General features: G+C 59.9%; 13 protein-coding genes. 4 read left to right on the top strand and 9 right to left on the bottom strand.

Annotated elements, in window-relative coordinates:
* Positions 1-79: 79 nt before the first annotated feature.
* Both grxD and AUK77_RS07220 read right to left on the bottom strand, forming a co-directional pair.
* Positions 80-418: a Grx4 family monothiol glutaredoxin gene (gene grxD / locus AUK77_RS07225; RefSeq protein ID WP_296127649.1), complete on the bottom strand. Its 339-nt coding sequence runs from the start codon at positions 416-418 to the stop codon at positions 80-82.
* A 118-nt stretch (positions 419-536) separates the two neighbouring features.
* A complete protein-coding gene (locus AUK77_RS07220) occupies positions 537-2,645 on the bottom strand; it encodes a molybdopterin oxidoreductase family protein (protein ID WP_296127646.1) in 2,109 nt (702 codons plus the stop codon).
* Positions 2,646-2,944: 299 nt separating this feature from the next.
* Between AUK77_RS07220 and argF the strand changes: the two genes are divergently transcribed.
* Together argF and AUK77_RS07210 are read left to right on the top strand one after the other, a co-directional pair.
* On the top strand, positions 2,945-3,865 hold the full coding sequence (gene argF / locus AUK77_RS07215) for an ornithine carbamoyltransferase (protein WP_296127644.1): 921 nt from the start codon (positions 2,945-2,947) through the stop codon (positions 3,863-3,865).
* Positions 3,862-4,968: an ABC transporter ATP-binding protein gene (locus AUK77_RS07210; RefSeq protein WP_296127641.1), complete on the top strand. Its 1,107-nt coding sequence runs from the start codon at positions 3,862-3,864 to the stop codon at positions 4,966-4,968. The genes argF and AUK77_RS07210 overlap by 4 nt, the downstream gene beginning before the upstream one ends.
* Here the strand turns inward: AUK77_RS07210 and AUK77_RS07205 are convergent, their stop codons facing one another.
* The 3 genes from AUK77_RS07205 to ybaK form a co-directional block, all read right to left on the bottom strand.
* On the bottom strand, positions 4,969-5,772 hold the full coding sequence (locus AUK77_RS07205; protein WP_296127640.1) for a PhzF family phenazine biosynthesis protein: 804 nt from the start codon (positions 5,770-5,772) through the stop codon (positions 4,969-4,971).
* An 89-nt stretch (positions 5,773-5,861) separates the two neighbouring features.
* Positions 5,862-7,349: a glycerol kinase GlpK gene (gene glpK, locus AUK77_RS07200; RefSeq protein ID WP_296127637.1), complete on the bottom strand. Its 1,488-nt coding sequence runs from the start codon at positions 7,347-7,349 to the stop codon at positions 5,862-5,864.
* Positions 7,350-7,386: 37 nt separating this feature from the next.
* Positions 7,387-7,857, bottom strand: coding sequence for a Cys-tRNA(Pro) deacylase (gene ybaK, locus AUK77_RS07195; protein ID WP_296127634.1), 471 nt, complete (start codon positions 7,855-7,857; stop codon positions 7,387-7,389).
* A gap of 99 nt (positions 7,858-7,956) precedes the next feature.
* Here ybaK and AUK77_RS07190 point away from each other — a divergent pair, with 99 nt between their 5' ends.
* Positions 7,957-8,715, top strand: a complete 759-nt coding sequence (locus AUK77_RS07190; RefSeq protein ID WP_296127631.1) for a DeoR family transcriptional regulator — start codon at positions 7,957-7,959, stop codon at positions 8,713-8,715.
* Positions 8,716-8,880: 165 nt separating this feature from the next.
* On the top strand, positions 8,881-10,422 hold the full coding sequence (gene glpD, locus AUK77_RS07185; protein ID WP_296127629.1) for a glycerol-3-phosphate dehydrogenase: 1,542 nt from the start codon (positions 8,881-8,883) through the stop codon (positions 10,420-10,422).
* A 94-nt stretch (positions 10,423-10,516) separates the two neighbouring features.
* Here glpD and ccoM read toward each other — a convergent pair whose 3' ends face one another.
* The 4 genes from ccoM to AUK77_RS07165 form a co-directional block, all read right to left on the bottom strand.
* The gene (gene ccoM / locus AUK77_RS07180) at positions 10,517-10,633 is read right to left on the bottom strand and encodes a cytochrome c oxidase subunit CcoM (protein WP_275941110.1); all 117 of its coding nucleotides are present in this window, start codon (positions 10,631-10,633) and stop codon (positions 10,517-10,519) included.
* Between the two features lie 155 nt (positions 10,634-10,788).
* Complete coding sequence (locus AUK77_RS07175; RefSeq protein WP_296127627.1) at positions 10,789-10,950, bottom strand: hypothetical protein; 162 nt, start codon at positions 10,948-10,950, stop codon at positions 10,789-10,791.
* Complete coding sequence (locus tag AUK77_RS07170) at positions 10,947-11,549, bottom strand: alpha-ketoglutarate-dependent dioxygenase AlkB (protein WP_296127625.1); 603 nt, start codon at positions 11,547-11,549, stop codon at positions 10,947-10,949. The genes AUK77_RS07175 and AUK77_RS07170 overlap by 4 nt, the downstream gene beginning before the upstream one ends.
* Positions 11,550-11,596: 47 nt before the next feature.
* Positions 11,597-11,896 carry an aspartate-semialdehyde dehydrogenase gene (locus AUK77_RS07165; protein ID WP_296127664.1) on the bottom strand — a complete coding sequence of 100 codons (300 nt, stop codon included), beginning with the start codon at positions 11,894-11,896 and terminating at the stop codon, positions 11,597-11,599.
* Positions 11,897-11,916 lie beyond the last annotated feature (20 nt).

Below are 11,916 nucleotides of genomic sequence, written 5' to 3'. Positions count from 1 at the left end.
AAGTTATGGGTGAGGTGATGCAGAAGGCCATGGCTATGCGGCATGATGCTCCAGCTTCAATTCAATGACCGTGTTGCACTCAGCTCCTGCAACCGCCGTCGGTTTTCTGCATCGCGTTCTTGATCAGGGTCTGTAGCTCACCCTTTTCGTACATTTCCATCAGAATGTCGCTACCACCGACCAACTCACCGCCCACCCACAGCTGGGGGAATGTTGGCCAGTTGGCGTACTTGGGCAGGTTGGCGCGAATTTCCGGATTTTGCAGGATGTCGACATAGGCAAACTTTTCGCCACAGCCCATCACTACTTGCGCAGCCTTGGAGGAAAAGCCGCACTGCGGAGCGTTCGGCGAGCCTTTCATGTACAGCAGAACGGTGTTGTTGGCGATCTGCTCTTTGATGGTTTCGATGATATCCATTGGGCACCTCAGGACTTAACTACCCGACTCATGGGTCGGCACGGTGGCGGCATTGTAGCGAAAAGCCTAGCGCAATGCTCGGCCTTTGCTGTCTGTTTAGCCCCGCTTACGGCATTGATCAAGCCGCCTCAACGTGCACGGGCACACCATTGAGCGCAGCGTTGCCGGAGAGCTTGTCCAGGTAACGCTCATCGGTCAGGTCATTAGCACTGGCACCTGGCTGGGCAGTGGCAATGCCCATCTGCACACCAGGCCGGGCATGCCCCCAACCGTGCGGCAAGCTCACCACCCCGGTCATCATCTCATCGCTGGCGGCGACTTCCACCTCAATCATCCCCACCCGCGAGCGCACGCGCACTCGCTGTCCGTCGGCCAGGCCGCGCTGCTGCAAGTCATCCGGGTGCATCAGCAACTGATGACGCGGCTTACCTTTCACCAAGCGGTGGTAGTTGTGCATCCACGAGTTATTACTGCGCACATGACGGCGGCCAATCAATAGCAACTCGCCCTCCCCGGCCACCGGCTGTTCAGCAAAGCGCGCCAGATCCGCCATGATCAACGGCGCAGCAGCCTGAATCCGCTGGTTTGGGGTTTTCAAGCGTGCGGCCAAGTTGGGTTTAAGGGCACCCAGATCAAGGCCATGCGGATGCTCGCGCAACGTGGCCAGAGACAGCTTGTGCGGCGACTTATCGCCATAGGTGCCAAAGCGCAGCCCCATGTCGATCATTTGCTCAGGCGGCATGGACGGTTTGAGCGACGCGCCGGTTTTCGCGGCAAACGCCTGGGCCAAGCCAACAAAAATCTCCCAGTCGTGCAGCGCACCGACAGGCTTGTCCAACACCGCCTCATTGAAGCGGGTGACGTTGCGCACGGCGAACATATTGAACGTGGTGTCGTAGTGATCATGCTCCAGCGGCCCAGTGGGCGGCAGAATCAGATCGGCATAGCGGGTGGTTTCATTGATGTAAAAGTCGAGGCTGAGCATGAACTCAAGGCCATCCAGCGCCTGCTCAAGTTGACGACCATTGGGCGTCGACAACACCGGGTTACCCGCCACCGTGACTAACGCCCGCACCTGCCCTTCACCGGGGCTAAGCATTTCTTCAGCCAAAGCCGAAACCGGTAATTCACCGCCGTATTCCGGCAAGGCCGACACCCGGCTCTGCCAACGATTGAAATGGCCACCCGATGTGCTCGCAACGATATCTACCGCAGGCTCCGTGCATAGCACACCGCCTACACGGTCGAGGTTGCCCGTAACCAGATTGATCAACTGCACCAGCCACTGACACAAGGTGCCGAAGGCCTGAGTCGAAACGCCCATGCGGCCGTAGCACACGGCCGACTCAGCTGCGGCAAAGTCGCGGGCCAGTTGCCGAATAACCGCCGCGGGTACGCCACACTGCAGGCTCATCGCTTCGGCCGTAAAGCCAGACACGGCCTGACGCACATCATCCAGGCCATCGACCGGCAGATGACTGCTGCGACCCAGGTTCTCTTCAAACAGGGTATTGAGCACAGCCAGCAAAAGCGCTGCGTCCTGACCGGGACGAATAAAAATGTGCTGATCGGCAATGGCCGCGGTTTCACTGCGACGCGGATCAATCACCACCAGTTTGCCGCCGCGTTTCTGGATGGCCTTCAAGCGCTTTTCCACATCCGGCACAGTCATGATGCTGCCGTTGGACGCCAGTGGGTTACCGCCAAGGATCAGCATGAAATCGGTATGGTCGATATCCGGAATGGGGATCAATAAACCATGGCCATACATCAGGTGACTGGTCAGGTGATGCGGCAACTGATCAACCGAGGTGGCGGAGTAACGGTTACGGGTTTTCAGCAGTCCCAGAAAATAATTGCTGTGGGTCATCAGGCCGTAATTGTGCACGCTCGGGTTGCCCTGGTAGACCGCCACAGCGTTTTGCCCATGCTCCGCTTGAATTGCGCTCAGGCGCTCGGCCACCAACTCAAACGCCGCGTCCCAGTCAATAGCCTGCCACTCGCTGCCAATACGGCGCATGGGCTGACGAATACGGTCCGGATCATTCTGGATATCTTGCAGCGCTACAGCCTTGGGGCAGATATGGCCACGGCTGAAGGTGTCGTGCGGATCGCCCTTGATTGAGCGGATTTGCACAGTGCCGTCAGGCTGCGTTTCGGTTTCGATGCTCAGGCCGCAAATGGCCTCACAGAGATGACATGCACGGTGATGGAGGGACTTGGTCATGGCCTGGCCTCTTGTTCTGATTCGAGACGACCGGTCGGGTCGGCAGAATCCAACTATGGAACCCACCACGTCAGTAAACCAGCAGGTTTTGCCTTATGAATCGACAGGCATCATGCCCACCGATGTATGACAGCCTGCGGGGGTAATCGCGAGTGGTTTGCGCCTGCTCGTCATTTCCTTATAAGATCGCCGCTTCCCCGTTTCGTCGCATAGTGCGGCCCCAAGCCGTAGGTTCTGCCGTTTTCTTTATTCAGTCTGGCCCTTGAACCTGCGCCCCTGCTGTTAAAAGGTAGTTAACGATGAGCGCAAGACACTTTCTCTCGCTGATGGATTGCACACCGGATGAACTGGTGGCGCTGATCCGCCGCGGCATGGAGCTGAAGGACTTGCGCAACCGCGGCGTTCTGTTCGAGCCGCTGAAAAATCGCGTGCTGGGCATGATCTTCGAGAAGGCCTCCACCCGCACCCGCCTGTCGTTTGAAGCCGGCATGATCCAACTCGGTGGTCAGGCCATCTTCCTCTCGCCACGCGACACTCAACTGGGCCGTGGCGAGCCGATCGGCGATGCCGCCATCGTCATGTCGCGCATGCTCGACGCCGTGATGATCCGCACCTTCGCCCACAGCACCCTGACTGAATTTGCCGCCAACTCGCGCGTGCCGGTAATCAATGGCCTCTCTGATGACCTGCACCCCTGCCAGTTGCTGGCCGACATGCAGACCTTCCAAGAACTGCGCGGCAGCATCAAAGGCAAAACCGTGGCCTGGATTGGCGACGGCAACAATATGTGTAACTCCTACATTGAAGCGGCCATGCAGTTTGACTTCCAACTGCGCGTGGCCTGCCCGGAAGGTTATGAACCCAATGCCAAGTTCCTGGCACTGGCAGGCGACCGCGTACAGGTGATGCGCAGCCCTCAGGCCGCCGTGGCCGGCGCGCATTTGGTCAGCACCGATGTGTGGACGTCAATGGGCCAGGAAGCCGAAGCGGCCGAACGCCTCAAGCTGTTCCAGCCCTATCAGGTCAATGCCGCCCTGCTCGACCTGGCGGCACAAGATGTCGTGTTCCTGCACTGCTTACCGGCACATCGCGGTGAAGAGATCAGCGAAGAACTGCTCGACGACCCACGCTCGGCCGCTTGGGATCAAGCGGAAAACCGCTTGCATGCACAAAAAGCCCTGCTCGAATTTCTGGTTGAACCGGCGTACCACCACGCATGAGCCAAACCCTGCTGACCCTGCGCAACCTGAGCTGCGGCTACCACGAACATCGCGTGGTGCAGCAGCTCAACCTGCATCTGAAAGCCGGTGACATTGGCTGTCTGCTCGGCCCCTCCGGTTGCGGCAAGACCACCACCCTGCGCGCAATTGCCGGCTTTGAGCCAGTCTGTGAAGGCGAAATCCAACTGGCCGACCAGGTCATTTCCAAGGCTGGCTTTACCCTTGCCCCCGAGAAACGCCGTATTGGCATGGTGTTTCAGGATTACGCGCTGTTCCCGCACCTGAGCGTGGCCGAGAACATTGGCTTTGGCATCCGCAAACAGCCCAACTGCGAGCGGGTTACCCAAGAGCTGATGGAGCTAGTCAAGCTTGGTCACCTCGGCAAGCGCTACCCGCATGAGTTATCCGGCGGCCAGCAACAGCGCGTAGCCCTGGCGCGCGCACTGGCACCGGAACCGCAACTGCTGCTGCTCGATGAGCCGTTTTCCAACCTTGATGGCGAACTGCGTCGTCGCTTGAGCCATGAAGTGCGTGACATCCTCAAGGCCCGAGGCACCAGCGCGATTCTGGTGACCCATGATCAGGAAGAAGCCTTCGCCGTCAGCGATCACGTCGGCGTATTTAAAGAAGGCAAGCTGGAGCAGTGGGACACCCCATTCAATCTGTACCACGAGCCGCTGACACCTTTCGTCGCCAGTTTTATCGGCCAGGGCTACTTTATTCGCGGCCAATTGCTCAGCCCGGACGCGGTGCAAACCGAGCTGGGCCTGATCCTCGGCAACCGGGCCTACACCTGGCCCATCGGCAGCGCGGTGGACGTGCTGCTGCGCCCGGACGACATCGTCTACGACCCGGAAAGCCCGCAAAAAGCCCTGATCGTCGGCAAGACATTCCTCGGTGCGGCAACGCTCTATCGCCTGCAACTGCCCACCGGCAGCCAACTGGAATCAATCTTCCCCAGCCATGCTGACCATCACCCCGGCCAGCAGGTTGGCATTCGCGTTGCCGCTGACCACCTGGTGGTATTTGCCGCCCCCGGCAGCATCGCCGCGCAAGTTAACTTGGGCGAATCGGGCGTACGCCGCTACAGCAGCGACAGTTGATTAAGCCGGCAGGTGTAAACGGCCGCTGGCTACCAGCACCGCCTGACCGGCAATTTTGACCCGCTCACCGTGTAATTCGCAGTGCAGCTCACCACCGCGCGCCGAACACTGATACGCCGACAGCGACTGCTTGCCCAACACCTGCGCCCAATAGGGCGTGAGCATGCAATGCGTCGAGCCGGTCACCGGGTCTTCATTGATCCCGATGGCAGGGGCAAAGTAGCGCGAGACAAAGTCATGCTGCTCGCCCGGCGCACTGATCAGCAGGCCCAAACCGGGTAGCCGGGCCACAGCGGCCAAGTCCGGTGTACAGGCGCGCACAGCGGCTTCACTGGGTAAAATCGCCAGTAACTCCTGAACGCCCTGCCGCTCGTGCAAAGCCAGTACCTGCTGCACCGGCTGGCCCAACGCCTGTTCCACCTCCGCGCGAAGGTCATAGGGCTGCACCGGACGCAGCGGAAAATCCAGCACCAACTTATTGCCCGCGCGAGCCACCTGCAGCCGACCCGAGAGGCAGGTAAAGTCGATCACCTCACCCGGCTCCGCGTAGAGCTCAAACAGTACGTAGGCACTGGCCAGGGTGGCATGCCCACAGAGCGGCACTTCTGCCGCTGGAGTAAACCAACGGATATGCCAGGCAGCGCCCTCCTTCACCATAAACGCGGTTTCCGCCAGATTGTGCTCAGCGGCAATGCGTTGCATCAGCTCATCGTCCAGCCAGTGTTGCAAGCGATAGACCATGGCTGGGTTGCCACTGAATGGCTGTGTGGCAAAAGCGTCGACTTGGTGAAATTCAAGCTGCATGGGCGCGTCCTCAATGATTGGGTTCAAGCATGCCTGAGCCTTAAGGCGCATGAGCGCTACAGCCACGCGCTCATTGAGCCATACAGCACTTAGCCTTCACTGCGCACACGCTTAACCGCATCCAGCCAGCCGTCGTAAAGCTTTTGTCTGTGGCTATCCGCCATGCGTGGCTCGAAGCGTTGTTGCCGGTGCCAATGGCGCGCGATGCTGGCCAGATCACTGTACAACCCGGCTTGCAGGCCAGCCAGGTACGCCACACCGAGTGCGGTGGTTTCGGTGACTTCCGGGCGTTCGACCGGCACACCGAGGATGTCCGCGAGAAACTGCATAACCCAATTGTTTTCCACCATGCCGCCGTCCACACGCAGGGCGCTCGGCTCGGCAGCGCCGTCCTGACGCATGGCCTCGAGCAAATCACGAGTCTGGTAGCACACCGACTGCAAACCGGCAGTGACGATTTCCTTGATACCTGTGTCACGGGTCAGACCAAAGATCGCGCCACGGGCTTTCGGGTCCCAGTACGGCGCGCCCAAACCGGTAAACGCGGGCACCAGATACACTCCACAGGCATCGCCGGTCTGCTCGGCCATGGCTTCCGTATCGCGGGCATGGCTGATCAGCTTGATGCCGTCACGCAACCATTGCACAGCGGCACCGGCAACAAAGATGCTGCCTTCCACCGCGTAGGTAACCTTGCCATTGAGGCGATAACCCACCGTGGTGAGCAGGCGGTTTTTCGAAGTAACCGGCGTACTGCCGGTGTTCTGGATCATAAAACAGCCGGTGCCATAGGTGCTTTTGACCATGCCTGGTTCGAAGCAGGCCTGGCCGATCAGGGCCGCCTGCTGATCGCCGGCCATACCCAGCACGGGAATAGCTGCACCAAGCAGGCTCGCCTCGGTACGGCCAAAGTCGGCCGCGCAATCAAGCACCTCGGGGAGCAGGCTGGCGGGAATCTCAAACAGCTTGAGCAGTTCTTCATCCCACTGCTGGGTGTGGATGTTGAACAGCAGCGTGCGCGAGGCGTTGCTGGCGTCGGTTTTGTGCGACTTGCCGCCGGTCAAACGCCAGAGCAGAAAGGAATCCACGGTGCCAAAGCGCAGCTCACCGCGCTCGGCACGCTCGCGGGCACCCGGCACCTTTTGCAGAATCCAGCGCAGCTTGGTGGCTGAAAAATACGGGTCGATCAGCAACCCGGTCTTGGCCGCGACTGCGGCTTCATGCCCGGCGGCTTTCAGCTCGGCGCAATAGTCGGCGGTGCGCCGGTCTTGCCAGACTATCGCCGGATGGATGGGCGTACCGCTTTGCGCATCCCACACCAAGGTGGTTTCGCGCTGATTGGTGATGCCGATTGCTGCGACGTCCGCCGCATTCAAACCGCTCTGCTGCAACGCCTCGCGGCAGACCTTGAGTGTGCTCAGCCACAGCTCTTCGCCGTCATGCTCCACCCAGCCATCTTGCGGAAAGTACTGCTTGAACTCCTGCTGTGCGCGCGCCACGGGCAAGCCTTGGGCACTGAACACAATCGCCCGGCTACTGGTGGTGCCCTGATCAATGACAAGCAGGTAATGAGACATGGGAGTTCCTTGTTCTTGTAGGGAGTAAATCGTGTTGTTAGTGACGACCGATGGGCGCGAATTCGGCCTGCGTCAGTTGCGCCAGCACAGCGGCGTCCAGCTGCACTTCCAGCCCGCGCCGACCGGCACTGACATAAATGTTGGGAAACTGCTGCGCGCTGTTATCAATAAAGGTGCGCAGGCGCTTTTTTTGCCCCAACGGGCTAATGCCGCCGAGCAAATAGCCGGTGGCACGCTGCGCGGCAGCCGGGTCGGCCATATCGGCTTTCTTCACCCCGGCGACATGAGCCAAGGCCTTGAGATCAAGCGTACCCGCCACCGGCACGACCGCCACCAGCAACTCGCCCTTCTCACTGGCCGCCAACAAGGTTTTGAACACCTGAGCGGGCTCAAGATTGAGCTTTTCCGCCGCCTCCAGACCATAGGAAGCCGCTTTGGGATCATGCGGGTAACTGTGCACCTGATGCGCAGCTTTAGCTTTTTTCAGCAGGTCGATGGCAGGGGTCATGTTCGAATGTGAAAATAATCTGACAAAGTTGGCGTACCTTAGCCGATCTATTCGGCTTTCGGCAGCCTATAATGTCGCGCAATTTCAAGGATCTGACCCATGACCCTGCCGCCCCGCCAACACGACATTCTTGAGCTTGCCCGCGAGCGCGGCTACGTCAGCATCGATGAGTTGGCCCAGGCGTTTGCCGTCACCCCGCAAACCATTCGCCGCGACATTAACCAATTGGCCGACCAAGGCCTCTTGCGCCGCACCCACGGCGGCGCTGCCAGTGAAAGCTCCAGCACGCAGAACACCGCCTACAGCATGCGCGCCGGGCAGATGCGCGAAGAAAAACAACGCATCGCTGCGGCCATCGCCGCACAAATCCCCGACCACGCCTCACTGTTCATCAACATCGGCACCACCACTGAAGCCATCGCCCGCGAACTGCTCGGCCACAAAGGCTTGAAGGTCATCACCAACAACCTGCATGTGGCCGCCCAACTGAGCGCCAAGGCTGACTTCGAGGTGCTGCTGGCGGGGGGCAATGTGCGCAGCGACGGCGGCATCGTCGGCCAGGCAGCTGTGGATTTTATCCAGCAGTTCAAGGTCGACTTCGCTCTGGTCGGTATCAGTGGCATTGATGATGACGGCAGCCTGCTCGACTTCGATTATCAGGAAGTGCGGGTTTCCCAAGCCATCATCCACAACGCGCGCCAGGTCTTGCTGGCCGTCGACTCCAGCAAATTCGGCCGTAATGCCTTGGTGCGCTTAGGCTCGGTTGCACTGGTCGATCGGGTGTTCACCGATGCCGCGCCGTCCGCGGCCATCAACCGCCTGCTCGCCGAGCACAAAGTACACCTCGATCTGGTGTAAGACCGCCAGCACTGGCCTGGCACCTGCCTAGCCGACATCCCGTTACCAATTCCTCACAACCGCTGGGCGCGAATGCGCACATCGGGGTGGCGAAGCCGTGGATATTCGACTAGCATATTTTCGAAATTGAACATTCAAAGCTCAATAACGAATATTGGTGCCACCATGCCGTCTCGCCTCGCCAGCCCCACCCCACTTGCAGAAGTTTATGATGTTGCCGTGATCGGCGGCGGCATTAACGGTGTGGGCATTGCCGCCGACGCCGCTGGGCGCGGGCTGTCGGTGTTCCTTTGTGAAAAGGACGACTTGGCACAGCACACCTCATCAGCCAGCAGCAAGCTGATCCATGGTGGCCTGCGCTACCTGGAGCACTACGAATTCCGCTTGGTGCGCGAGGCGCTGGCCGAGCGCGAAGTGCTTCTCACCAAAGCCCCACACATCGTTAAACCAATGCGGTTTATCCTGCCGCATCGCCCACACCTGCGCCCGGCCTGGATGATCCGCGCGGGCTTATTTCTCTATGACCACCTGGGCAAGCGCGAGAAGCTCGCCGCTTCACGCAGCCTGCGCTTCGGCGCTGGCAGCCCGCTGAAGGCCGAGATCAGCCGTGGCTTTGAATATGCCGATTGCTGGGTGGATGACGCGCGCTTGGTGGTACTCAACGCCATGGCGGCCCGCGAAAAAGGCGCACATATTCACAGCCGTACCCGCTGCGTCAGCGCGCGGCGCAGCAAAGGGCTGTGGCACATCCACCTGGAGCGCAGCGATGGCAGCCTGTTCTCGATCCGCGCACGCGCCTTGGTCAATGCTGCCGGGCCTTGGGTGGCGCGGTTTATCCGCGAAGACCTGAAGCAGGAGTCGCCCTACGGCATTCGCCTGATCCAGGGCAGCCATATCGTCGTGCCGCAATTGTTCGAAGGCGAACAGGCCTACATCCTGCAAAACGAAGACCGCCGCATCGTCTTCGCCATTCCTTATCAGGAACGCTTCACCCTGATCGGCACCACAGACCGCGAATACCAGGGCGACCCTGCCAAGGTGGCGATCACTGACGAGGAAACCGATTACCTACTGAACGTGGTCAATAACCACTTCAAAAAGCAGTTGCAGCGCAGCGATATCTTGCACACCTACGCGGGCGTGCGACCGCTGTGCGACGACGAGTCGGATGATCCGTCGGCTGTGACCCGCGATTACACCCTGTCGCTCTCCGGCCATCCAGGCGAAGCACCGTTGCTCTCGGTGTTTGGCGGCAAGCTCACTACTTACCGCAAATTGGCAGAATCGGCCCTGACCGAACTAGCCCCTCATTTCCCCAAGATGGGGCCCAGTTGGACCGCCAGCAGCCTGCTGCCGGGTGCCGAGCAACTCGACAGCCAAAACTCGCTGGTTGAAGCCCTCTGCGACCGCTTTGGCTGGCTAACCACCTCGTTGGCGCGGCGATGGGCTAGCAGTTACGGCAGCCGCACGTGGGTCATGCTCAAGGGGGTGGTTAACTTAAGCGACCTTGGCGAGCACTTGGGCGGCGGGCTGTACACCTGTGAAGTGGATTACCTGTGTCGGGAAGAATGGACCATGCAGGCCGATGACATTTTGTGGCGGCGCAGCAAGCTTGGCCTGTTCACCACACCGGCGCAGCAGGCCAAACTCGACCGCTACCTGGGTATTGAAGCGCCGCGTAGCCCGGAAGATGCTCACGCGGCGTAAGGACTGGAATCCCTTAAAGTCGGCCTATCAGTTCAGCCATAAAAAAGGGCGACCGAAGTCGCCCAAATTGCCTTGCGTGCCCCTGACAGCAGAATCAGCCCTGCTTGCGCTTGTGCGAATCCTGCCAGATGAAATAACCGACACCAGCGAAGAAGGCGACCATCAGGCCGACGGTGCCGATACCGGCGAGAACTACGACATCGATAAACATGGTTGCCTCCTGCGTGAAGCCTGTGTGGGTATGGCTTCAAGTTAGCAGGGCAGATCCGAGCACTCTTGATCCAGATCAACAGCCAGCCCGCTGGGAATCGCGTATGCGCCGCTTAACTGATCCAGATCAAAAAACCAGCCAGTTGCAGCGACGAATCAGGGCTTTTTGGGTTTGCCCTTGGGCTTCTTCTTGGCTTTTGGCATGGGGAACGCCTGGGCAAAAGCATCACGCATGTCGTTGAGCTTTTTATCGTGCAGGTCGTGGATGCGCTTATCACGCTCGGCGGCGAAATCAATCAGCTTGTCGTCTTGGCTCATGGGCTTGGCTTGATCAAACGGAAGGTCAGATTAAGGCGCGGCGCGCAGGGTGTGCGCGTCTTCGCCACTTGGTGCTGCCAATGATGCTGGGTTGGCCCGCGCATGACCAGCAGCGATCCGTGTTGCAGATGCAGCGAATGCTCGATGCGGTTATGGCCTTTGCGGCGCAGGTCGAAGCGGCGTGTACCGCCCAGGTTGAGTGAGGCAATAAGCGGATTCGCGCCCAACTCGGCTTCATCGTCACTGTGCCAGCCCATGGAGTCCTGACCGTCACGGTAATAGTTGAGCAGCACACCGTTAAGCGGCTGCCCCGCCGCCTGCTCCACCTGCGCGCGAATCTGCGCCAGCAGCGGCGTCCAGGGCAACGGTTGATGGGTCAAGCCTGAATAGCGATAGCTGGCCTCGGCATCGCCATACCAAGCCACCAGACGTGGCACCGCCACATGCCGGCCGTAAATACGTACCTGCGGCTGCTGCCAGGGCGTTTGCTGCGTCAGCTGCTCAAGCCACTGATCTGCCACATACGCCTGCTGCCAGTGCGACAGCAACTGCAGGTCGGCATTGGGTAGCTGCAAAGGGCTTTCGGCGAATAGATCCACAGTTGCGACTCATCAAGATTCTGCGCGCAGTGTGCCGCGAGCACGCCTCACACTTCCACATCCACCCACAGGCCTTGGCGCGGTAATTCGTCGAGCAGCGCTTGATCGGCCTCATGCACCTCGCCTTCAGCCAACTCTTCCGGGCTATAGCCGTGGCGACGCTGGCGCCGACGCTGCTCCTCACGCAAGAGCAATTGCGATTCTTGCGGATGGCGCTTATCGAGACTCACACCACTTTCCTTGGCGCTTTCAGCGCTCGGGGTGACCGGCGGAATTTCCGGGCGCGGCTTGACCGCATCATGCTGAGTGGTCACGGGGGCCAAGCTATGGGGTATCGGCGGCAGCATCTGCATCACCCTCCTTTGGT

Source organism: Pseudomonas sp. Ga0074129, assembly GCA_001465025.1.
GTDB lineage: Bacteria > Pseudomonadota > Gammaproteobacteria > Pseudomonadales > Pseudomonadaceae > Aquipseudomonas.
The sequence above is the reverse complement of the archived record's forward strand: the minus strand, read 5'-3'. Positions and strand labels throughout refer to the sequence as shown.

What these genes read in the sequence shown, in the direction of transcription:
- glpD (WP_296127629.1), top strand. Translation starts at nt 8,881, where the DNA reads ATGCCGTCTCGCCTCGCCAGCCCCACCCCACTTGCAGAAGTTTATGAT.
- glpK (WP_296127637.1), bottom strand. Translation starts at nt 7,349, where the DNA reads ATGTCTCATTACCTGCTTGTCATTGATCAGGGCACCACCAGTAGCCGG.
- argF (WP_296127644.1), top strand. Translation starts at nt 2,945, where the DNA reads ATGAGCGCAAGACACTTTCTCTCGCTGATGGATTGCACACCGGATGAA.
- AUK77_RS07205 (WP_296127640.1), bottom strand. Translation starts at nt 5,772, where the DNA reads ATGCAGCTTGAATTTCACCAAGTCGACGCTTTTGCCACACAGCCATTC.
- AUK77_RS07175 (WP_296127627.1), bottom strand. Translation starts at nt 10,950, where the DNA reads ATGAGCCAAGACGACAAGCTGATTGATTTCGCCGCCGAGCGTGATAAG.
- AUK77_RS07165 (WP_296127664.1), bottom strand. Translation starts at nt 11,896, where the DNA reads ATGCTGCCGCCGATACCCCATAGCTTGGCCCCCGTGACCACTCAGCAT.
- AUK77_RS07210 (WP_296127641.1), top strand. Translation starts at nt 3,862, where the DNA reads ATGAGCCAAACCCTGCTGACCCTGCGCAACCTGAGCTGCGGCTACCAC.
- AUK77_RS07190 (WP_296127631.1), top strand. Translation starts at nt 7,957, where the DNA reads ATGACCCTGCCGCCCCGCCAACACGACATTCTTGAGCTTGCCCGCGAG.
- AUK77_RS07220 (WP_296127646.1), bottom strand. Translation starts at nt 2,645, where the DNA reads ATGACCAAGTCCCTCCATCACCGTGCATGTCATCTCTGTGAGGCCATT.
- ybaK (WP_296127634.1), bottom strand. Translation starts at nt 7,857, where the DNA reads ATGACCCCTGCCATCGACCTGCTGAAAAAAGCTAAAGCTGCGCATCAG.
- ccoM (WP_275941110.1), bottom strand. Translation starts at nt 10,633, where the DNA reads ATGTTTATCGATGTCGTAGTTCTCGCCGGTATCGGCACCGTCGGCCTG.
- grxD (WP_296127649.1), bottom strand. Translation starts at nt 418, where the DNA reads ATGGATATCATCGAAACCATCAAAGAGCAGATCGCCAACAACACCGTT.